The 20,212-nt window shown below is 66.8% G+C and carries 18 protein-coding genes; 9 read left to right on the forward strand and 9 right to left on the reverse strand.

Annotated elements, in window-relative coordinates:
- Positions 1-23: 23 nt before the first annotated feature.
- From KQH53_17180 to alaC, 4 genes are read right to left on the reverse strand one after another with little or no spacing between them, the layout of a single operon-like run.
- Positions 24-443: an acyl-CoA thioesterase gene (locus KQH53_17180; protein MCB2228416.1), complete on the reverse strand. Its 420-nt coding sequence runs from the start codon at positions 441-443 to the stop codon at positions 24-26.
- Positions 443-1,639, reverse strand: a complete 1,197-nt coding sequence (locus KQH53_17185) for a cofactor-independent phosphoglycerate mutase (GenBank protein MCB2228417.1) — start codon at positions 1,637-1,639, stop codon at positions 443-445. Before KQH53_17185 ends, KQH53_17180 begins: the two co-directional genes overlap by 1 nt.
- 20 nt (positions 1,640-1,659) lie before the next feature.
- Positions 1,660-2,964, reverse strand: coding sequence for a homoserine dehydrogenase (locus KQH53_17190; protein ID MCB2228418.1), 1,305 nt, complete (start codon positions 2,962-2,964; stop codon positions 1,660-1,662).
- An 8-nt stretch (positions 2,965-2,972) separates the two neighbouring features.
- Positions 2,973-4,151, reverse strand: coding sequence for an alanine transaminase (gene alaC, locus KQH53_17195; GenBank protein MCB2228419.1), 1,179 nt, complete (start codon positions 4,149-4,151; stop codon positions 2,973-2,975).
- A gap of 266 nt (positions 4,152-4,417) precedes the next feature.
- Here alaC and KQH53_17200 point away from each other — a divergent pair, with 266 nt between their 5' ends.
- The 7 genes from KQH53_17200 to lpdA all read left to right on the forward strand — a co-directional run bounded on the left by KQH53_17200 (position 4,418) and on the right by lpdA (position 10,501).
- The gene (locus KQH53_17200) at positions 4,418-5,476 is read left to right on the forward strand and encodes a diguanylate cyclase (GenBank protein ID MCB2228420.1); all 1,059 of its coding nucleotides are present in this window, start codon (positions 4,418-4,420) and stop codon (positions 5,474-5,476) included.
- Between the two features lie 49 nt (positions 5,477-5,525).
- A complete protein-coding gene (gene crcB, locus KQH53_17205; protein MCB2228421.1) occupies positions 5,526-5,900 on the forward strand; it encodes a fluoride efflux transporter CrcB in 375 nt (124 codons plus the stop codon).
- Between the two features lie 19 nt (positions 5,901-5,919).
- Positions 5,920-6,270 carry a DUF190 domain-containing protein gene (locus KQH53_17210; protein MCB2228422.1) on the forward strand — a complete coding sequence of 117 codons (351 nt, stop codon included), beginning with the start codon at positions 5,920-5,922 and terminating at the stop codon, positions 6,268-6,270.
- Between the two features lie 127 nt (positions 6,271-6,397).
- Positions 6,398-8,134, forward strand: coding sequence for an FAD-dependent oxidoreductase (locus tag KQH53_17215; GenBank protein ID MCB2228423.1), 1,737 nt, complete (start codon positions 6,398-6,400; stop codon positions 8,132-8,134).
- Positions 8,131-8,862, forward strand: a complete 732-nt coding sequence (locus KQH53_17220; protein ID MCB2228424.1) for an N-acyl homoserine lactonase family protein — start codon at positions 8,131-8,133, stop codon at positions 8,860-8,862. The genes KQH53_17215 and KQH53_17220 overlap by 4 nt, the downstream gene beginning before the upstream one ends.
- Before the next feature lie 12 nt (positions 8,863-8,874).
- Complete coding sequence (locus KQH53_17225; GenBank protein ID MCB2228425.1) at positions 8,875-9,054, forward strand: DUF2080 family transposase-associated protein; 180 nt, start codon at positions 8,875-8,877, stop codon at positions 9,052-9,054.
- A gap of 13 nt (positions 9,055-9,067) precedes the next feature.
- Positions 9,068-10,501 carry a dihydrolipoyl dehydrogenase gene (gene lpdA / locus KQH53_17230; GenBank protein MCB2228426.1) on the forward strand — a complete coding sequence of 478 codons (1,434 nt, stop codon included), beginning with the start codon at positions 9,068-9,070 and terminating at the stop codon, positions 10,499-10,501.
- Between the two features lie 82 nt (positions 10,502-10,583).
- On the opposite strand, the gene KQH53_17235 is transcribed toward lpdA, so the two are convergent.
- Positions 10,584-11,102 (reverse strand): hypothetical protein, encoded by a 519-nt coding sequence (locus KQH53_17235; protein ID MCB2228427.1) that lies wholly within the window; start codon positions 11,100-11,102, stop codon positions 10,584-10,586.
- Between the two features lie 322 nt (positions 11,103-11,424).
- On the opposite strand from KQH53_17235, the gene KQH53_17240 reads away from it, so the two are divergent.
- On the forward strand, positions 11,425-13,374 hold the full coding sequence (locus KQH53_17240; protein MCB2228428.1) for a DUF4445 domain-containing protein: 1,950 nt from the start codon (positions 11,425-11,427) through the stop codon (positions 13,372-13,374).
- Positions 13,375-13,727: 353 nt separating this feature from the next.
- Here KQH53_17240 and KQH53_17245 read toward each other — a convergent pair whose 3' ends face one another.
- Positions 13,728-14,390: an endonuclease III domain-containing protein gene (locus KQH53_17245; protein MCB2228429.1), complete on the reverse strand. Its 663-nt coding sequence runs from the start codon at positions 14,388-14,390 to the stop codon at positions 13,728-13,730.
- A 171-nt stretch (positions 14,391-14,561) separates the two neighbouring features.
- Here KQH53_17245 and fusA point away from each other — a divergent pair, with 171 nt between their 5' ends.
- Positions 14,562-16,607: an elongation factor G gene (fusA, locus tag KQH53_17250; GenBank protein ID MCB2228430.1), complete on the forward strand. Its 2,046-nt coding sequence runs from the start codon at positions 14,562-14,564 to the stop codon at positions 16,605-16,607.
- Between the two features lie 6 nt (positions 16,608-16,613).
- On the opposite strand, the gene KQH53_17255 is transcribed toward fusA, so the two are convergent.
- From KQH53_17255 to gpmI, 3 genes are read right to left on the reverse strand one after another with little or no spacing between them, the layout of a single operon-like run.
- The gene (locus KQH53_17255; protein ID MCB2228431.1) at positions 16,614-17,132 is read right to left on the reverse strand and encodes a DUF2059 domain-containing protein; all 519 of its coding nucleotides are present in this window, start codon (positions 17,130-17,132) and stop codon (positions 16,614-16,616) included.
- Position 17,133: 1 nt separating this feature from the next.
- Complete coding sequence (locus tag KQH53_17260; protein ID MCB2228432.1) at positions 17,134-18,648, reverse strand: M48 family metalloprotease; 1,515 nt, start codon at positions 18,646-18,648, stop codon at positions 17,134-17,136.
- Between the two features lies 1 nt (position 18,649).
- Positions 18,650-20,212, reverse strand: a complete 1,563-nt coding sequence (gene gpmI / locus KQH53_17265) for a 2,3-bisphosphoglycerate-independent phosphoglycerate mutase (protein MCB2228433.1) — start codon at positions 20,210-20,212, stop codon at positions 18,650-18,652.

Raw genomic sequence — 20,212 nt, forward strand, 5'->3', positions numbered from 1 at the left:
GACCCCCACCAGGGAGCCGGGGATTAGTTCTCCAAGTGCGGTTCCAACAGCGGCGCGACCCAGGAGGGCAGGGGCTTCACCCTGCCGGTTTGGTCCACGCAGCCGTGCACCGTGAAGCCGGACACCAGCAAGGTTTCCTCGGCACCTTCTTGGTCCGCCTTGCCCAATATCCGGTAATCGAAGCGCAGGGAGGCCCGCTTGATCCAAGCCACCTCGGCTTCGACAAAAATTAGCTGATCATAAATTGCCGAGTGGTGATAACGCAAGTGGGCTTCGGTGACCGCCAGGTGCAAACCCTCGGCGGCCAGATCGGTGTAGGGGCGCCCGGTGGAGCGCATCAGCTCGGCGCGGCCCAGCTCGAAAAAACGCAGATAATTGCCGTAGTACACCACGTTCATGGCGTCCACGTCGCCGAATAGGGGCCGCGCGGCCACGCGGTGCATTAGAAGCCCTCCACCAGCCGTTCCACCAAGCGGTGAGCCTGGCTCTCCAGCTCGCCCCGGGCCGCGTCGGCCTCGTTGTAGGCCTGGCCGGCGGCGCGGAGATTCTCGGAATCGTAGAGCACGTAGGGCACCGCCTGGGTGCCGTGGGTGCGGGTGGCCAGCGGGGTGTAGTGGTCCGTGGCCAGGAGCACCCGGTGCGGGCCCATCTCGGCGATACCCGCCATGAGCGGGCCCACCACCTGGGCGTCGAAGGCCTCGATGGCCTCCATCTTCTGCTCCAGCTTGCCGCCGTGGCTGGCCTCGTCCGGGGCCTCCACGTGCACGTAGGCTAGATCGCCGTTGACCAGGCCCTTGAGCGCGGCCTCGACCTTGCCGGCGTAATTGGTGTCCAGCCAGCCGGTGGCCCCGGGCACCTCCACCACGCTCAGCCCGGCCAAAACGCCCAGGCCCTTGATAAGGTCCACCGCGCTGATAACCACCCCGCCCAGGCCGAAACGCTGGCCATAGGTGGGGAAGCTGGGCTTGGTGCCCTGGCCCCACAGCCAGATGCTGTTGGCCGGCACCAGCCCCTGGGCCGCGCGCTCGGCGTTGGCCGGGTGGCTCTCCAGGATGGGCCAGGAGGCGCGGGTCAGCTCGGTGACCAGCTCCAGGCCGCCGGTGCCGCCCAGCACGTCGTCCACCGACTGGCCGGAGCGGTCGTGGGGGGGCACCGTGGCCGCGCCCAGGGGGCCGTCCTGCCACACCAGCAGGTGGCGGTAGCTCACGCCGGGGTGGAAGGTAAGGCCCTCGCGGCCCAGCTCGCGCTGCAAGGACTCGATGAGCCGGGCGGCGGTGGCGCTGTCGATGTGCCCGGCCGAATACTCGGCCATCACGATTTGCCCGCCTTGCCGTTCCAGGTTAACCAGGTTGCAGCGGAAGGCGATCTCGCCCGGCCCCAGGTCCACGCCCATGGCCGCCGCCTCGATGGGCGAGCGGCCGGTGTGGTACACCGCCGGGTCATAGCCCAGCAGGGACATGTTGGCCGTGTCGCTGCCCGGCTCCTTGCCGGTGGGGATGGTCTGGGCCCGGCCCAGGAGCCCCTGGGCGGCCAGGCGGTCCATGTTGGGTGTGTGGGCCGCCTGTAAAGGCGTGCGGCCCTCCAGCGCGGCCAGGGGCTCGTCGCCCATGCCGTCGCCCACCAGGATCAGATACTTCATATGCCTTGTCCGTGCCCGGCTCAGGCCACCCGGATAACCACGGTGGGCTCGGCGATGACCGGCAGGGCGTCGATCTGTTTGAGGGCGCGGCGCAGGGAGGCCTCGCGGGCGTGATGGGTGAGCATCACGATGGGCACCGCTCCCTGGTCCTGGCGGCCCTTTTGGGTCACTTTCTCGATGCTGATGCCGTACTCGCCCAGCTCGCGGGCGATGGCCGCCAGCACGCCGGGTTGGTCCTTGGCCGCGAAGCGGCAGTAGTACTGGGTCTCCACCTCGTCCAGGGGAGCCAGCTCCAGGCGGCGGCCTCCGTCGGCCACGGTGCCCAGGGGCGGCACCCGGCCGGGCACCCCGGCCACGATGTCGCGGGCCAGCTCCAGCACGTCGCCCACCACCGCCGAGGCGGTGGGGCGGCGGCCGGCCCCCTTGCCGTACAAGAGCACCGGGCCCACCCAGTCGCCGTCGATGTGCAGGGCGTTGAACACCCCGTCCACCGAGGCCAGGGGATGGTCATAAGGCACCAGGGCCGGGTGCACCCGCGCCTCCACCTGCTCGTTTTGGTTATTGAGCACCGCCAGGAGTTTGATCTTGAAGCCGAACTCCCCGGCGTACTCGATGTCCAGAGGGGTGATGTGGGTGATGCCCTCGGTGGGCACCGCCTCCAGGCGGGGCTGGGCCCCGGTCACCAGGGCGGCCACGATGGCCAGCTTGTGGGCGGTGTCGGTGCCCTCGATGTCAAAGGTGGGGTCCGCCTCGGCATAGCCCTTGGCCTGAGCCTCGGCCAGCACCTTGTCGAATGGCTCCCCGGCCGCGGTCATGCGGCTGAGGATGAAGTTGCAGGTGCCGTTCAGGATGCCCAGGCAGGAGTTGACGTGGTTGGCCGCCAGGCTGTCGCGTAGCGGCCGCACCAGGGGGATGCCCCCGCCCACCGAGGCCTCGAAGGATATGCCCACGCCATGGCGCCGCGCCGCTTGGAACAGCTCCACCCCGTGGTTGGCCAAAAGGGCCTTGTTGGCCGTGGCCACGGCCTTGCCGTGGTTCAGGGCGGCCAGCACCAGGCCGCGGGCCGGCTCCAGGCCGCCGATGGTCTCCACCACCAGGTCGATGGTGGGGTCTTCCACCACCTGCCAGGCGTCGTCCACGAACACCGAATCGTCCAGGCCCAGCTCCCGGGCCCGGGCGGGCTCCAGGTCCGCCGCCTTGGCCAAGACCAGCTCGGCCCCCAAATAGGCCGAGAGCCGGTCTTTTTTGTCCAGGAGCAGACGGGCCACGCCGCCGCCCACGATGCCCAGGCCCAGCAGGCCCACTCTTACGCTATTACGGGCCATTGCAAGCCTCACTCGCTAGCCTGGAAGAACCTCCGCAGCCCCCTGATGGCCTGGTTGATGCGCTGCTCGTTCTCCACCAGGGCGAAACGCACGAAGTCGTCGCCATACTCGCCGAAGCCCAGGCCCGGGCTAACCGCCACCTTGGCCTCGCGGATGAGCATCTTGGCGAACTCCACCGAGCCCATGTGGGCCCAGCGCGGAGGAATCTTGGCCCAGAGGAACATGGTGGCCAGGGGGTTGTCCACCTCCCAGCCGATGCGGTTCAGGCCCGAAACCAGGGCGTCGCGGCGCACCTTGTAGGTGTCCACGATCTCCTGGACGCAGCTCTGGTCCTCGTTCAGGGCGATGATGCCCGCGATCTGGATGGGCTGGAACACGCCATAGTCCAGATAGCTCTTGATGCGGGTCAGGGCCTGGATCATCTCCGGGTTGCCCACGCAATACCCCAGGCGCCAGCCGGCCATGGAATAGGACTTGGACATGCTGAACAGCTCCACCGCGATGTCCTTGGCACCCGGCACCTGGAGGATGCTGGGAGCCTCGTAGCCGTCGAAGGTCAGGTCGGCGTAGGCGAAGTCATGCACAATCCAGATCTCGTGCTTCCGGCAGAAATCCACGATTTTCTGCATGAACTCCATGTCCACCACCATGCCGGTGGGGTTCTGGGGGAAGCTGATGATCAGCATCTTGGGCTGGGGCCAGGTCTGCCGGAAGGCGGTGAGCAGGTCGTCGAAAAAGTCCCGCCCGGGCAGCAGGGGCACCGAGCGCAGGTCGCCGCCGGCGATCACCACGCTGTAGGGATGGATCGGGTAGGTGGGGCTGGGCACCAGCACCACGTCGCCGGGGCTGATGGTGGCCAGCACCAGGTGGCTCAGGCCCTCCTTGGCGCCGATGGTGGCCACGGCCTCGGTGTCGGGGTCGAGTTCCACGCCGTAACGGCGCGCGTACCAGTGACAAATAGCATGGCGCAGCTTGGTGATGCCCTTGGAAGCCGAGTAGCGGTGGTTGGTGCCCTTACGGGCCGCTTCCACCAATTTCTCCACTACGTGCGGGGGAGTGGACAAATCGGGGTTGCCCATTCCCAGGTCGATGATGTCCTCGCCGCGATGGCGGGCCTCCATTTTGAGCTCGTTGACCACCGCGAACACGTAGGGCGGCAGCCGCTTCATACGCCGGAACTCTTGCATGTCCAGTTCCCAGTTGAAAGGGTGATTAAATTGTCACCGGAGGGGCTAACTAGCGTTAACTTCCGTTGAATCACGAAATTTATCCCAGGGTATGCCCTGTGTCAAGATGGCCCGGAGGCTGGAAAATTCCTTTTGGGCCCGGCGAGGTGGGATTTCAAAATTGGCACTTGACCTATCTCGCATCACAATCCTAACATAACAAATTCTCAATAACCTTGCCCGCCGCCATCGTTTATGCCGGAGCCCGCCCTTTCCAGGCTGGATTTATGGCTAAATTGAATATCGTAAGCAGCCAAAATAAATACTTTTTATCTGGACCAGCCACGGCCGGGGATGAGCCGGACCCAACTCTGGCGCCCCCCTGGCCGGAGCCGAGCCTGTCCGAAAGGCTGGAGTGCGAGGGGGCCAAGGGAGTGGGCCGGCCGCCGGGCCGCCTTTTGGTGGTGGACGCCGATCCCGAATCCCGGGCGGTGATGACCCGGCTGTTGGGGGCCCAGGGACACGCGGTGCGCACCGCGGCCAACGGGGTGGAGGCCCTGCGCCTGCTGGACCGCCACCCCGAGGTGGAGTTGGTCCTCAGCGACCTGGACACCCCGGTGCTGGACGGCCTGGGCCTGTTGCGCGTGTTGGAGACCCGGGGCGAGCTGCGGCGGCACCCGGTGGTGATCATCAGCTCGGTGGACGACATGCCCCGGGTGGTGAGCTGCCTCTCCTCCGGGGCCATGGACTTTGTGCGCAAGCCCTTTTATCCCGAGGAAATGGTGCTCAGGGTGCGCAACGCGCTAAACCTGAACCGCAGCCTGCTCAACCTCACCTCCCTGGCTCACCGCGACTCTCTCACCGGGCTCTACAACCAACGCCTGTTCATGGAAACCCTGGCGCGGGAGCTTTCCCGTTCCCAGCGCAGCGGGCATCCGGTGGGCCTGTTGTTCGCGGACCTGGACCGCTTCAAGCGGGTCAACGACATGTACGGCCACCTGGTGGGCGACGAGGTGCTCAAGGAGTTCGCCCGCCGCGCCCGGCAGACCGCGCGGTCCAGCGACTTCGTGGCCCGCTATGGCGGCGAGGAGTTCACCATCATGGCCCCGGACGCCGACCCCGAGGGGCTCTGGTATCTGGCCGAGCGCCTGCGCCAGGCCACCATGGAGCCCTTCACCACCTCCAAGGGCGAGGTGCGCATTACGGTGAGCGTCGGCGGCGCGGTCCACGACCCCCACCGGTCCGGCGAGCCGGATCACAAACAACTTTTGGCCTTGTCCGACGCGGCCCTGTACAGGGCCAAGAAGGCGGGGCGCAACCGGGTGGTAATCGAGGGGCTGGAATGAGCGGAGTCCAAGGCCGCCCCGGGCCTGCCCTCGGGGTGCGAGCGGAGCATTGACCAAACTACTCTGGATAGCCCTGGCCGGTTCCCTGGGAACCCTGGCCCGCTACGGGCTGGGCGGGCTCATGCAGCGCCTGCTGCCCTGGCCCTTCCCCTGGGGCACCCTCACCGTGAACCTGGTGGGGAGCTTTCTCTTTGGGCTGGTGTGGGCCCTGGCCGCCGAGCGCAGCATCATCAGCGCCGAGGCGCGCATCATCGTGCTGGGCGGCTTCATGGGCGCCTTCACCACCTTCTCCACCTTCATGTTCGAAACCGGCGAGCTTCTGCGCGACTCGCAGTACATGTTGGCCGCGGGCAACCTGGTGCTGCAAAACGTGGCCGGCATTATCGCCGTGTTCGCGGGCTGGGCCCTGGCCCGCGCCCTCTAACGCCTGGGAGGCAAGGATCATGACGCTGCCCGAGGAAGCCAAGCTGCTCAGGATATTCGTGGGCGAAAGCGACAAGCACGGCGGCAAGCTGTTGTATCAACTCATCGTGGAAAAGGCGCGCGAGGACGGCCTGGCCGGGGCCACGGCCTATCGCTGCATGTTGGGCTTCGGGGCCAACAGCCGCATCCACAGCGACAAGATCCTGCGCCTAAGCGAGGACCTGCCCGTGGTGGTGGAGATCGTGGACAGCGAGGAGAAGATCAACGCCTTCCTCCCCTGGCTGGACGGGGTCATCGCCGAGGGCCTGGTCACTCTGGAAAAGGCCCAGGTTATCCACTACCGCCACAACCAGAAGACCGCTCCGGCCTAGCCGCCGCCCCCCGCCGGGCACACAAACCTTGCGCCTCGCCGGGGGCCGGGGGTATGGTCTGAAAAGGCGTGCTCCAGGGCCCTCAAGGCCCTGCTTTCCATATCCCCATCCTGCGAGGAGCCCAGCGGTGAGCCTCAATGTAGTTATCATCGGCGCGGTGGCCGCCGGTCCCAAGGCCGGCTGCCGCATCAAGCGCCTCATGCCTTCCTCCTCGGTCATAATGCTGGACCGGGACTCCATTATTTCCTACGGCGGCTGCGGCATCCCCTTCTACGTGTCGGGCGACGTGGCCGAGCTAAAGGGCCTTACTTCCACCAGCTTCCACATGGAGCGCAATCCCGCCTTTTTCGCCGGGGCCAAGGGCATCGACGTGCGTCCCTCCACCGAGGCGCTGAGCATCGATCGCGCGGCCAAGACGGTGCGGGTCAAGGAGCTGGCCTCGGGCGAAGAGAGAGATCTCCCCTACGACAAGCTGGTCATCGCCACGGGCAGCGAGCCTTTCGTGCCGCCCATCCCCGGGGCCGACCTGGCCGGGGTCACTCCGGTGGCCAACTTGCACCAGGCCCAGGCCATCAAGAACTCGGTGAGCCGCGGCGAGGTGGGCAGCGCGGCCATCATCGGGGCCGGGGCCACCGGCCTGGAGATGGCCGAGGCCCTGGCCGACCTCTGGGGCGTGGAGGTGCATGTCTTTGAGATGGCCCCCCAGATTTTGCCCGGCCTGGCCGACCAGGAAATGGCCCGCATGATGGAATGCCATCTGGCCGCCCAGGAAGGGGTGCATCTGCACCTGGGGGCCAAGGTGGAGGCCATCGAGGGCGACGAGGAAGGCCACGTCAAGGCAATCAGGGCCGACGGCCAGACCTTCGAGGTGGAGCAGGTGATACTGGCCACCGGGGTGCGGCCCAACGCGGCCCTGGCCCAGGCGGCCGGCTTGGAGCTGGCTGAAAACGGCGGCATCCAGGTCAATGAATTCATGCAGACCAGCGACCCGGACGTGTACGCGGGCGGCGACTGCGTGAGCGTCACCAACCTGGTCTCCGGCCAGCCCATCTACCTGCCCGCCGGCTCCCTGGCCAACCGCCAGGGCCGGGTCATCGCCAGCAACGTGTGCGGCGGCGCGGCCAAGTTCCCCGGCGCGGCGGGCTCCTGGTGCATCAAGCTCTTCGGCCTGTCCCTGGCCCGCACTGGGCTCAACCAGGCCGCAGCCGAGGCCCTGGGCCTGGAGTGTGTGGCTCCCCTGGTGGTGCAGGCCGACCGGGCCCACTTCCACCCGGACAACAAGCTCATGTATCTCAAGCTGGTGGTGGAGAAGGGCACCCGCCGGGTGCTGGGCCTCACCGCCCTGGGCGAGAACGGCGACGCGGTGGTGGGCCGGGTCAACGCGGTGGCCGGGCTGCTGGCCCATGGCGCGCTGCTGGATGAAGTCAGCAACCTGGAGCTGGCCTACAGCCCGCCCCTGGGCGCGGCGGTGGATGTCTTGAACGCGGCGGCCAACACCTGCGAGAACATGCTGGACGGCCATCTGCGGCCCATGGGCCCCGAGGAGTTCAGCCGCCGCCTGGCCGAGGGCCTCGGCGGCAACACGGTTTTCCTGGACATGCGGGCCATGGACAATGCCAAGCCCTATCTGGAGTGCCTGGCGCCCCAGTGGTGTCACCTGCCCCAGGAGACCCTGCGCGATCATTTGGACGAGGTGCCCCGCGACAAGGACGTGGTCCTGGTGTGCAACTCCGGGGTGCGCTCCTACGAGGCCCAGGCCATGCTCAACGACGCGGGCATAACCAACACCTACAACCTCTCGGGCGGGGTGGCGGCGGTCAAGAAATGGGGCGAGCCCATTTTGCCCGAGGAGGGCGACAAATGAGCAAGTTCAAGATTCATCCCATCGTGGTGGGCCTCAACGCCACGGACCAGGGGATCATGACCTATCTGCGGGGCTACGGCCAGGCCATCCACATCCCCATCTACGTCTTTTATCTGGAAGGCGGCGACCACAAGATCCTCGTCGACACCGGCCTGGAGGACTTCATGATCCCCGAGGGGCTGGAGGATCAACTGGGCCTCAAGGCCGAGTATTTCGAGGACGGCCTGGCCCGCCTGGGCCTGAAGCCCGAGGACATCGACATCATCATCCACACCCATCTGCACAACGACCACTGCGAGAACGACGCCCTGTGCGACAAGGCCAAGCTCTACGTGCAGAAGGACGAGCTGGATTTCATGAACGACCCCCACACTCTGGACCACCGCTACGATCCCGAGTATTTGGAGGGGCGCGAGGTGGTGGCCCTGGAGGGCGAGGCCGAGATCGTGCCCGGGGTCAAGGTGGTCCCCACCCCAGGGCACACCCCCGGCGGCCAATCGGTGGTGGTGGATACGCAGGATAGCGGCAAGGTGCTGATCACCGGCTTTTGCTGCAACGAGAAAAACTTCCCCAGCGCGGGGCCGGCGGTGTGCCCGGGAGTGCACACCGACGCGCTCGCCGCCTGGGACACGGTCAACCGGGTCAAGGCCATGGCCGAGGCCGGGGAGATCGATCTCATCGTGCCCTGCCACGCCCTGTGGCCGGGACAGCAAGGCGTCATCGCCTGATCGGAAAGGCCAGTGCCGGAAGACAAAGGGCAAAAACACCAGGACGCGACAACCCGCCTCGGTTCGGTAAAGTTCGAGGTGCACGGCTCCGAGGTCCTGGAGAAGCAAGTCAAGCAAAGCGGCAACTCGGGCCGCATCTACCTGCCGCCCAACTGGGTGGGCAAGCGGGTGAAGATCATCCGCCTGGACTAGCGGAAACATCAAAATGAAAAACGAACTGATCGTGGTGGGCGCGGGCCCGGGCGGCTACGTGGCCGCGCTCAAGGCCGCCTCCCTGGGGGCTAAAGTAACCCTGATCGAGCAGGCCTCGGTGGGCGGCACCTGCCTGCACTGGGGATGCATCCCCACCAAGGCCCTGCGCGCCAGCGCCATGGCCCTGGACCAGGCGCGGCGTTTGGAAGAGTACGGCCTGGTGCCCGGCGGCGAGCCCACCTTGGACCTGGGCGCGGTCATGGCCCGCAAGGACAAGGTGGTGGCCACCCAGACCACGGGTCTGGAAAAGCTCCTGGCCTCCTGGGGCGTGGAGCTGGTCTACGGCAAGGCCCGCCTGCTGGGCCCCAACCGGGTGGAGGTCTCCTCGGACGAGGGGACCACGGCCCTGGACTGCGAGCGCCTGATCCTGGCCCCCGGCTCCCAACCGGCGGACCTGCCCGGCCTGGAGCGCGACGGGACCTTGGTGCTCAACTCGGACGACGCCCTGCATCTGGGCGAGATTCCCGAGTCCCTGATCATCGTGGGCGGCGGGGTGGTGGGCTGCGAGCTGGCCTTCATCCTTAGCACCTTTGGTTGCCAAGTCACCGTGGTGGAGGCCCTGGACCGACTGCTGCCCATTCCTTCCCTGGATGCCGAGATATCCAAGCTGCTCCTCAGGGAAATGAAGAAGCGCAAGATCGCGGTGCACACCAACAAGGTGGTCTCTCGCCTGGAGCGCGGCCCGGAGGGCGTAACCGCCGTGCTGGAGCCGCCGCCCTGGCTGGAGCCTCCGGCAAAGCCGGTGAAGCCGGTGGAGCTCAAGGCCGCCAAGGTGCTGGTCTCGGTGGGCCGCCGCCCGGCCGGGGAGGGCCTGGGCCTGGCCGAGGCGGGTCTGTCCCTGGACAAGGGCGCGGTGCGGGTCGACGCCGAGCTGGCCGCCGCGCCGGGGGTCTATGCGGTGGGCGACGTGCTGGGCGCTTCGCGGCCGCTGCTGGCCCACATGGCCTCGGCCGAGGCCAAGGTGGCCGCGGCCAACGCCCTGGGAAGCTCCGAGGCAATGGACTATTCGGTGGTCCCGGCCGTGGCCTTCACCGCGCCCGAGATCGCCTGGGTGGGGCTCAGCCTGGAGCAGGCCCAAGCGCAAGGGTTCGAGGCCGAGGCCGCTTCCTTCCTGCCGCGCGGGCTGGGCATGGCCCAGGCCCTAGGCGAGCTGGCCGGGGTAATACGCCTGGTCTACGACAAGCCCAGCGGCAAGCTCCTGGGGGCCCATCTCATGGGGGCCCATGCCGGGGAGATGGTGCACGAGTGCGCCTTGGCCCTCAAGCTGGGGGCCACGGCGGCCGACATCGCCCACACCATCCACGCCCACCCCACCATGAGCGAGGCCCTGGCCGAAGCCGCCGAGGGCGCGCTGGGCGCCTGCCTGCACATGCCCCCGCCCAAGTAGGACGGCTAGCCAAAAAAAAACGAGGCCGCCGGAGAGAAGCTCTCTCCGGCGGCCGCTGCGTTCGGGGGTTGTCAGGCGGGGATCATGGCCCCACGCCGGCCATGCGCTCCAGGCGCAACAGGCGCATCTCCACGGACTTGAGGCTGAACTCGATGTCCTCCAAGCGCTTGAGGATCTTGTCCATGCGCTTGACCAGGTCCTCGGGCACCACCATCTGAGTGCCCGCCGGGGCCGAGGCCGTGGCCGCGCCGCCGCCGGTCACCGCGCCGGGCTTGTACATGGGCGTGGCCGAAGCCACAGCCTTCTTGGTGGGCTTGGTGATCATGCGGGCGTCCACGATGTCGCCCCGGTACAGGTTGACCAGCACCTTGTCGTTCTTGATCACCACGGTCTGGAAGGGCAGCCAGTCGTAGACCAGTTCCTGATCGGAGGGGTTGTCGATGCGCCACTCGCTGCCGTCCATGAGCACCACCAGGGTGCCGACCTCCTTGACCGACTTGATGAGCGCCTTCTTGGCCTCGGCCTGGGCGCTGCCCGCCATGAGGCCCAGCAAAAGCAGAGCCAGGCTGATAAGTAAAACGATCCTGCGTTGCAGGGGCATGGTTGTTCGCTCCTGTGGGTTGCCGGGTAAAATCATGTCTATTTATCTAACCACAAATCGGGCCGGGCTTCGAAGGTCAATTGTGTTACAGCCCGCCGGGCGGACCGCCCCCGGGAAGACCATTCCCTGACAATATTAGGGCATTTTTGGCCGGGGGCAGTAAACTTAAATTCGTTGCGCGGGCCAGCCCAAACTCGGCGCAACCAGCGGCCTCCGGGCCGTCCTGTTGACACCCCCATACCCCTGTGTTACCAGGTTTCAATATGGGCTCCGCGTGGGGCCCCTACTTAATGGGCCAAAACCGTTGTAATGGGGAGTATTCATGAAAGTTCGCTTCGAGCCCTTCGGGGTGGAGGTGGAGGCCCAGGCGGGAGACCGCCTGTTGGACCTGGCCCTGGAAGCCGGGGTGCACATCAACGCATCCTGCGGCGGCGAGGGTGTGTGCGGCAAGTGCCGCGTGCATCTGGAGTCCGGTAATGTCGAGGGCGGCCTCAGCGAGAAAATAAGCGCGGCCGACGCCGAGGCCGGGGTGCGCCTGGCCTGCCAGAGCCGCATCGTGGAAGACATCACCGTGCTCATCCCGGTGCAGTCGGGCATGGACAAGGTGGGGCTCAATGCCCTGGCCGCGGGTTCGGCCCAGGTGGCCAAGCTCATCGGCGCCGAGGAGTTGAAAGAGGAGGACCGCTTCGATCCAGCCCTGTCCAAGGTGACGGTGAGCGCGACCCCGCCTTCCCTGGAAGACAACCGCAACGACGTGGCCCGTCTCTTGGGCGCCTTGCGCGCCGCCGGCGAGAGCCGCTTCGTATTCGACTTCGAAGCCATCCGCGACCTGCCCCACGCCTGGCGCGACGGCGAGTGGACCGTAACCACCACCATCGACCGCCCCATCGACCGCGAGACCGGCCGCAACCACGTTATCCGGGTGGAGCCCGGCGACACCTCTGACAAGAACCTGGCCCTGGCCATCGACTTGGGCACCACCACCGTGTGGGCCCAGCTGCTGGACCTGCACACCGGCGAGATCCTGGGCACCGAGGGCGATTTCAACGAGCAGATCTCCTACGGCGAGGACGTGATCAGCCGCATCGTCTACGCGGGCAAGCCCGGCGGCATGGAGAAGCTCCAGCAGGCGGCGTCCCGCTCCATCAACAAGGTCATGGCCCAGGTTTCAAAGCGCACCGGCGTGGACCTGGGCGAGGTGAGCCTGGCCACCCTGGCCGGCAACACCACCATGACCCAGCTTTTCCTGGGCGTGGAGCCCAAGTGGCTGCGCCTGGACCCCTACGTGCCCAGCGCGGCCTACTACCCGCCGGTAAAGGCCTCGGACTTCGGCCTTGAGCTGCCGGACCACGTGTCCACCCTGGTCTTCCCGGCGGTGGCCTCCTATGTGGGCGGCGACGTGGTGGCCGGGGTCATGGGCGTGGGCATGCACCGCTCCGAGGCGCTCACCCTGTTCATCGACATGGGCACCAACGGCGAGGTGGTGGTGGGCAACCAGGATTGGATGGCCTGCGCGGCGGCCAGCGCGGGGCCCGCCTTTGAGGGCGGCGGCATCAAGTTCGGCATGCGCGCCGCCCGGGGCGCCATCGAGAACTTCTCGGTGGACCCCTTCACCGGCGAGCCCGCCCTGATCACCGTGGGCCACGCCAAGCCCCGGGGCATCTGCGGCTCGGGCCTCATCGCCATCGTGGCCAGCCTGCTCATGGCCGGGATCATCGACGAGCGCGGCCGCTTCAACGTGGACCATCCCAGCGACCGGCTGCGCGTGGGCGATGACGGCCCGGAATACGTGCTGGCCTGGGCAAAGGACACGGCCATCGACCGCGACATCGCCCTCACCGAGCCGGACGTGGACAACCTCATGCGGGCCAAGGCGGCCATGTACGCCGCCTATATGACCCTGCTCGAAGGGGTGGGCCTTACCATCCACGACCTGGAGCGGGTCATCCTGGCCGGCGGCTTCGGGCAGTCCATCAACCTGGAGCGCGCCATCCTCATTGGCCTGCTGCCCGAGCTGCCTCTGGACAAGTACACCTTCGTGGGCAACGGCTCCCTGCTGGGCTGCCGTTTGGCGGCCATGAGCAACCCGCTTCGGGCCGAGGTGGGCGGCATCGTGGAGCAGATGACCAACTTCGAGCTTTCGGTGGCCCCGGGCTACATGGACAACTACACCGGCAGCCAGTTCCTGCCCCACACCGAGGCCAACAGCCTGTTCCCCGAGACCTACCAGCGCTTGCAAGAGGCCAAGGCCGCGGTCAAGGCCGCCGGCTAAGCCGAACTTTACTAGTGCAACGGGCGCCTCTCTTCGGAGAGGCGCTTTTTTATTGGGGCGAAAGGGAGGGGGGAGAGAGAAAAGAGGGGAGAAGTCGGTGAAGGAAAAGAGGGGAAACGGGTGGCGCGGCGTTGTTGCCAGCTCGGGCGTCGGTGATGGCAGCGCGCGTGGGACGAACTGGGCGTCCTGAGAGCGCCGCCGTGTGGTGGCGAGGGCGAGAGGATCAGGAGAACGGATAGGAGTGGGGGAGCTGGCGGCTGCCTGGAGTGCGCACAACAGACGGCGCGGAGCACAACCGACCTTTAGCTTTTCACCGACCTCTTATTGCCTTCTCTGGCCGAAACCGCCTCGCCTCACAGTTCCACCAAGGGCAGCCAGTCCTGAGCCGGGCATCCCTCGCAGCGCGGGTTGGTCTTCTTGCAGCGCTCCTTGCCCAGGCGCACCAACAGGGCGTGGTACTCGTTGAACAGCGCCACCTCGGCGGGCAGGGCGTCCATGAACACCTCTTGCAGCTCGAAGTAGCCCATATCCGGCTCGGCCAGGCAGTGGCGGCCCAGGATGCGGAAGGTGTAGGCGTCCACCACGAACACCGGCTTTTGCGCCGCGTACAGGGCGATGCTGTCCGCGGTCTCCGGGCCCACGCCTTTCACCTCCAGCAAGCTGCGCCGCACCGTGTCCGTGCCCTGGGAGAAGAACCACTCCAGGTCGCCATCCCAACGCTCATGGATCATGGCCAACAGGTTGGCCAGGCGCTTGGCCTTTAGGTTGTAGTAGCCCGCCGGGCGGATCAGTTCGGCCAGCTTTTGCGGGGGCAGGGCGCTCAGGGCGGGCAGGGAAAGCTCATCGGCCCGCTTCAGGTTGGCGATGGCCTTCTCCACATTGCCCCAATTGGTGTTCTGGGTGAGCACCGCGCCGATCATCACCTCGAAGGGCGTGTCCCCGGGCCACCAGTCCTGAGGGCCGTAGGCGTCCAAAAGGCGCTGATAGAGTTCCTGCAAGAGCGAGCGGGTGGACATGAAACGAGCCTCTTTCTCGGAGTTTGGAGGCCAAGCCTAACACGCGCCTCCGGCCCGCGCCAAGCCGCTCAACTTGACAAGCACAGGGGCCGCGTATAACGTTTATTACCGCCGCCTCCAGCAAAAGGGCGGCGGATTTTTTCGCACCGTCGAGCAAGGAGCACCCCGGCCATGGCTGGTGAAAACCGCCTCAAGAAAACCCGTAACTTCGGTGTGGTGGCCCACATCGACGCGGGCAAGACCACCTTTTCCGAGCGGGTGCTCTACTACACCGGCCGCACCCACAAGATCGGCGAGGTGCACGAGGGCACCGCGGTGATGGACTGGATGGCCGAGGAGCAGGAGCGGGGCATCACCATCACCAGCGCGGCCACCACCTGCCAGTGGAACAACCACATCCTGAACATCATCGACACCCCCGGCCACGTGGACTTCACCATCGAGGTGGAGCGCAGCCTCAGGGTGTTGGACGGGGTCATCGCGGTGTTCTGCGCGGTGGGCGGGGTGGAGCCCCAGTCCGAGACGGTGTGGCACCAGGCCGACCGCTACCGGGTGCCCAAGATCGCCTTCATCAACAAGATGGACCGCATCGGGGCTGACTTCGCCAACGTCTTGGAGCAGATGCGCACCAAGCTGGGGGCCAAGCCCCTGCCCATCACCATTCCGGTGGGCGCGGAGGACACCTTCGCCGGAGTCATCGACCTGCTGACCATGGACATGCTGGTCTGGGAGGACGAGGAGCTGGGCTCCAGCTACGAGCGCCGGCCCATACCCGAGGAGCTGGCCGACGAGGCCGCCCTGCAGCGCGAGGCCATGATCGAGGCCCTGGCCGAGACCGACGACAGCATCATGGAGCTGTATCTGGGCGAGGAGGAAGTCCCGCTCAAGGACCTGAAGCAGGCGGTGCGCGCCGCTTGCTGCGGGCTCAAGCTGGTCCCGGTGTTCGCGGGCAGCGCGCTCAAGAACAAGGGCGTGCAACCTGTGTTGGATGCGGTGGTGGACTTTCTACCCTCGCCCCTGGACGTGCCGGCCATCGAGGGCGTGGACCCCAACACCGGCGAGATGGAACGCCGCAAGGCCGACGACGCCGCGCCCCTGTCCGCCCTGGCCTTCAAGGTGCAGATGGACCAGGGCCGCAAGCTGGTCTACGTGCGGGTCTACTCCGGCACCCTCAAGGCCGGGGCCGAGGTCTACAACGTGGTCAAGGAGGGCCCCGAGAAGGTGGCCCGCATCCTTCGGATGCACGCCAACAAGCGCGAGCGCCTGGACAAGGCCCAGGCCGGCGAGATCGTCGGGGTCATGGGCCTCAAGAACGTGAGCACCGGCGACACCCTGGCCACCCGCGACCGGCCCATCATGCTCGAGCCCATCGACACCTACGAGCCGGTGATCAGCGTGGCCGTGGAGCCCAAGACCGTGGGCGACCAGGACAAGCTGGCCCTGAGCCTGGACAAGCTGGCCGACGAGGACCCCACCTTCCGGGTGCGCCTGGACGAGGACACCGGCCAGACCATCATCAGCGGCATGGGCGAGCTGCACCTGGAGGTACTGGTGCACCGCCTCAAGCGCGAGTTCGGCCTGGACGTGAACGTGGGCCGGCCCCAGGTGGTCTATCGCGAGACCATCACCGCCGGGGTGGCCGCCACCATGACCTTCGACCGCGACCTGGGCGGCGACCGCCAGGTGGGCGAGGTCTCCCTGGAGCTCAAGCCCAACCCCCGGGGCGGCGGCAACACCTTCCACGTGGAGGCCCCGCCCGAGCAGGTGCCCCCTGAGTATCACGCCATTCTGGAAAAAGCCGTGGAAGAGGGCCTCTCCTCCGGGGTGGTCATGGGCTATCCGGTGGTGGATTTGGGCGTGGTGGTCAGCGGGGGCAAGTTCACCCCCGGCCTGAGCACCGAGCTAGGCTTCCGCCTGGCCACCTCCATGGCCCTCAAGAAAGGCCTGGAGGACGGCTCGCCGCTGCTGCTGGAGCCCATCATGCAGGTGGAGGTCATCGCGCCCGAAGAGTTCATGGGCGAGGTGATCGGCGATCTCAACGCCCGGGGCGGTTCGGTGGAATCGGTGGAGCCCAAGGGCGGCACCAACGTGGTGCGCGCCCTGGTGCCCCTCAAGGCCATGTTCGGCTATTCAACCGACCTGCGCTCGGCCACCCAAGGCCGGGCCATCTTCACCATGCAGTTCAGCCACTACGACGGCAAGACCGAGCGCAGGTAGGCCGCTCTACTTCTTCTTGTCGTCCTTGGCCGGCGCGGGCTTGGCCGGAGCCGCCTTCGGCTGGGCCGCGGCCGCTTCCTTGGCCATGCGCTCCCGCTCGGACTGGATAAAGGCGGTCATTTCGGTGCCCACGATCTTGGCGTTGCCCTGCAACAGGGTGGGCATCTTCTCGCGGATGGCCTGGCCCTGCTTGGAGCCGTAGAAGGCGGTCAGAGCCTTGAGCTCGTCGGCGGTGAAGACCTCGGCGGCCATGGCCAGCCACTGCTTCTTGACCCCGGCCATCTTCTTTTTGTCGAAGAACTTGTTGGCCCGCTCCATGAAAGCCTTGCGCTTGTCGGGCGGAAGCTGCTCGGAGACCTTCTGCATGGTTTCGATGATGCGGTCGTGGGTCTTGGTCAGGTTCCAGTAGCCTTCGGCCGCCTTGACCCGCTGGGCCATTTCCTTGGCGTCGGGCTGGGCGGCCCAGGAGGACAGGGGCAGGGCCACCAGGCAGGCCAGGCTCAGGATTACCAGCAGTCTTTTCATCTTAACGTCCTTTGCCGCTCATGAACGGCGTGTCGGGTTTTTGCAAGGCGGGAAAAAGAGAATTCCAGTTCGGCCCTGGCGAGCCTTCTTGCTGCTCCTCCTCCTGCTGCCTCTTCTTCATTCGGCGGTGCGCGGTGTCGTCGATCTCTTCCAGGGCCTTCTGGGCCTTTTGTTGCAGCTCCGGCTTGCCGGCCAGCTGGTCCACCGCCCGGTTCAGATGGTAGCGGGCCGAGCGGTAGTTGCGGCGCTGCTTGAAGGCCAGTCCCAGATACAGCGAGGCCTCGCCCACCATGCCCAGGCGTCCGTAGGTCACCCCCAGTTCGTACATGGCCGCGTGATTGGTCACGTCCAGCTTGACCAGCCTAGCAAGCACCTGGCGGGACTTGGCCAGCTCGCCCTCGCGCTGGTAGGCCTGGCCCAGGGCCAGCAGGGCGTCCTGGTCGTCGGGCTTTAAGTCCAAGGTATGCTGCAACACCACCTCGGCCTCGCGGTTGCGCCCCATCAACAGCAAACACACCCCGTTGGCCCGGAGCTGGTAGGGGTCGTCGGGCCAGTAGTTCTTGAGGGCCTGCAAAAAGCCCAGGGCCGCGTCGTACTGGTGCTGGCGCATGGACAAAAGGGCCAGGCCGTAGATGGGGTAGGGGGACTTGGGGTCGGCCAGGCGGCGGCGGGCCAGGGAGGTCCGGGCCTGGGCCTCGCTGTCGTACAGGGCGATGAGCCGGGTCTGAATCAAGAGAAAGCGGTGGTTGTCATAGTCGTTGGCCTTGCCGCCCCACAGCCGGGTCATGTTGGCCATGTTTTCGATGCGCTGGGGGCTGGTGGGGTGGGTGCGCAGATACACCGGCACGTTGCCGCCCAGGTACTGCTCCTGCTTCCAGATGCGCTGGAAGCTCCTTTCCATGTCCTGGGGCGGATAGCCCGCGCCGGTGATGGTCTTGAAGGCGGCCCAGTCGGCCTCTTCCTCGTCCTCGCGGCTGAAGGCCAGCTGCTTGGTCACCCCGCCGGCCACCGAGCCCATGGTCACCGCCTGACCCAGGGCCGGGTTGACGATTCCGCCCAGCAGGAGCCCGGCCAGCATGCCGGCCAAAGAGGCGATGTTCACCGGGGTGGACTTGTCCAGGCGACGGGCCAGGTGCCGCCGCCACACGTGGCCCATCTCGTGGGCCAGCACCCCGGCCAGCTCGCCCTCGCTCTCCAGGGAGATCATCATGCCCCGGAACATGAAGATGTAGCCGCCGGGGATGGCGAAGGCGTTCAGGTCGGGCAGGTCGGCCACGTAGATGCGGAAAGGAAAGGGCTTGTCCGGGACGTAGACCTCCAGCTTTTTGGCCAGGTCGCGCACGTACTCAACGACGTCCGGATCGTCCACCAGAGGAATCTCGGCCATCACCCCTTCGAAGGACTCACGGCCGATCTTGCGCTCTTCCTCCAGGGTGATCATGGCCCCGGCCGGAGGGGGCACCATCCCCACCAGCAGGGCGGCGATCAGCAGCAGGCACAGCGCGCGCAGGGCCATACTAGCTTCCTTGCTTGAGAAGCAGGCTCCGTCCGGTCATGGCCGACGGTTGGGCAAGCCCCATCAGCTCCAGCACGGTGGGGGCCACGTCGCACAAGGCTCCGTCGGCGCGCAGCCCGGCCTCCTCGCGGGAGGGGTCCACCAGGATCAAGGGCACCGGGTTGGACGCGGTGTGGGCGGTGTAGGGTCCCCCGGTGACCGGGTCCACCATCTGCTCGGCGTTGCCGTGGTCAGCGGTCACCAAGGCCCGCCCCCCGGCCTCCAGGAGCGCGGGCACCACCCGGGCCAGGCACTTGTCCAGGGTCTCCATGGCCTCGATGGCCGCGGCCAGCACCCCGGTGTGCCCCACCATGTCGCCGTTGGCGTAGTTCATCACTATCAAATCGTAGCGGTCCGCCGCGATGCGCGCCACCACCTCGTCGGTCACCTCCACCGCGCTCATGGACGGCTTCTGGTCGTAGGTGGCCACCTCCTTGGGCGAGGGCACCAACACCCGGTCTTCGCCAGGCACCGGGTCTTCCATCCCGCCGTTGAAGAAGAAGGTCACGTGGGCGTATTTCTCGGTCTCGGCGATGTGCAGCTGGCTCTTGCCCGCCGCGCTCACCACCTCGGCCAGGGTCTGTTCCACCGTCTGGGGCGGGAAGGCCACCGGCGCGCCCAGGTGCTCGTCATACTGAGTCATGCACACGTAATAGCCCAGCTTGGGGCGGCCGCTCACATCGAACTCTTTGAAGTCCGGGTCGTTGAACACCCAGGTCAGCTCCCGGGCGCGGTCGGCCCGGAAGTTGAAAAAGATCACCGCGTCGCCGTCGGCGATGCTTCCCATTGGCTGGCCGTGCTCGTTGATGAGCACCGTGGGCTTGATGAACTCGTCATACTCGCCGTTGGAGTAGTCCTCCTCCACGGCGGTGACCAGATCGCCCGCCTGGCGGCCCTGGCCCTTGACCAAGGCGTCGTAGGCCTTCTCCACCCGGTCCCAGCGCTTGTCGCGGTCCATGCCCCAGTAGCGCCCCCCCACGCTGGCGATGCGCCCGGCGGGGTGCTGGTTGAGGAAGTCCTCGAGCTGCTTGAGGTAGCCCGCCCCGGAGTCGGGCGGGGTGTCGCGACCGTCCAAAAAGGCGTGGATGTAGATGCGCTCAACTCCGGCGGCCTCGGCCGCGGCGATGATCGCCTCCAAGTGGGTGATGAGGGAGTGCACCCCGCCGTCGCTCAGCAGGCCCAGCAAGTGCAGGGCGCGGCCGTCCTCTTTGGCCACGGCAAAGGCTTTTTGGAACTCGGGGTTGGCCCCCAGTTCGCCGTTGGCCACGGCCAGGTTGATGCGGGTGATGTCCTGATACACCACCCGACCGGCCCCCAGGTTCAGGTGCCCCACCTCGGAGTTGCCCATCTGGCCCTCGGGCAGGCCCACCGCCTCGCCGGAGCATTTCAGGCTGGTGTGGGGGTAATCGGCGAACAGGGAGTCAATGAAGGGCGTCTTGGCCAGGCGGACCGCGTTGCCCTCCTCGCTCTCGTTGATGCCCCAACCGTCCAGGATTATCAGCGCCACGGGGGCATGTGCGGACAT

The sequence above is a fragment of the Desulfarculaceae bacterium genome, assembly GCA_020444545.1.
Taxonomy (GTDB): Bacteria; Desulfobacterota; Desulfarculia; order Desulfarculales; family Desulfarculaceae; genus Desulfoferula.

Excerpts from the sequence above, each read along its gene's own strand:
- KQH53_17180 (MCB2228416.1), bottom strand. The coding sequence starts at position 443 with ATGCACCGCGTGGCCGCGCGGCCCCTATTCGGCGACGTGGACGCCATG.
- KQH53_17185 (MCB2228417.1), bottom strand. The coding sequence starts at position 1,639 with ATGAAGTATCTGATCCTGGTGGGCGACGGCATGGGCGACGAGCCCCTG.
- KQH53_17190 (MCB2228418.1), bottom strand. The coding sequence starts at position 2,964 with ATGGCCCGTAATAGCGTAAGAGTGGGCCTGCTGGGCCTGGGCATCGTG.
- alaC (MCB2228419.1), bottom strand. The coding sequence starts at position 4,151 with ATGCAAGAGTTCCGGCGTATGAAGCGGCTGCCGCCCTACGTGTTCGCG.
- KQH53_17200 (MCB2228420.1), top strand. The coding sequence starts at position 4,418 with ATGGCTAAATTGAATATCGTAAGCAGCCAAAATAAATACTTTTTATCT.
- KQH53_17210 (MCB2228422.1), top strand. The coding sequence starts at position 5,920 with ATGACGCTGCCCGAGGAAGCCAAGCTGCTCAGGATATTCGTGGGCGAA.
- KQH53_17220 (MCB2228424.1), top strand. The coding sequence starts at position 8,131 with ATGAGCAAGTTCAAGATTCATCCCATCGTGGTGGGCCTCAACGCCACG.
- lpdA (MCB2228426.1), top strand. The coding sequence starts at position 9,068 with ATGAAAAACGAACTGATCGTGGTGGGCGCGGGCCCGGGCGGCTACGTG.
- KQH53_17235 (MCB2228427.1), bottom strand. The coding sequence starts at position 11,102 with ATGCCCCTGCAACGCAGGATCGTTTTACTTATCAGCCTGGCTCTGCTT.
- KQH53_17240 (MCB2228428.1), top strand. The coding sequence starts at position 11,425 with ATGAAAGTTCGCTTCGAGCCCTTCGGGGTGGAGGTGGAGGCCCAGGCG.
- KQH53_17245 (MCB2228429.1), bottom strand. The coding sequence starts at position 14,390 with ATGTCCACCCGCTCGCTCTTGCAGGAACTCTATCAGCGCCTTTTGGAC.
- fusA (MCB2228430.1), top strand. The coding sequence starts at position 14,562 with ATGGCTGGTGAAAACCGCCTCAAGAAAACCCGTAACTTCGGTGTGGTG.
- KQH53_17255 (MCB2228431.1), bottom strand. The coding sequence starts at position 17,132 with ATGAAAAGACTGCTGGTAATCCTGAGCCTGGCCTGCCTGGTGGCCCTG.
- KQH53_17260 (MCB2228432.1), bottom strand. The coding sequence starts at position 18,648 with ATGGCCCTGCGCGCGCTGTGCCTGCTGCTGATCGCCGCCCTGCTGGTG.
- gpmI (MCB2228433.1), bottom strand. The coding sequence starts at position 20,212 with ATGTCCGCACATGCCCCCGTGGCGCTGATAATCCTGGACGGTTGGGGC.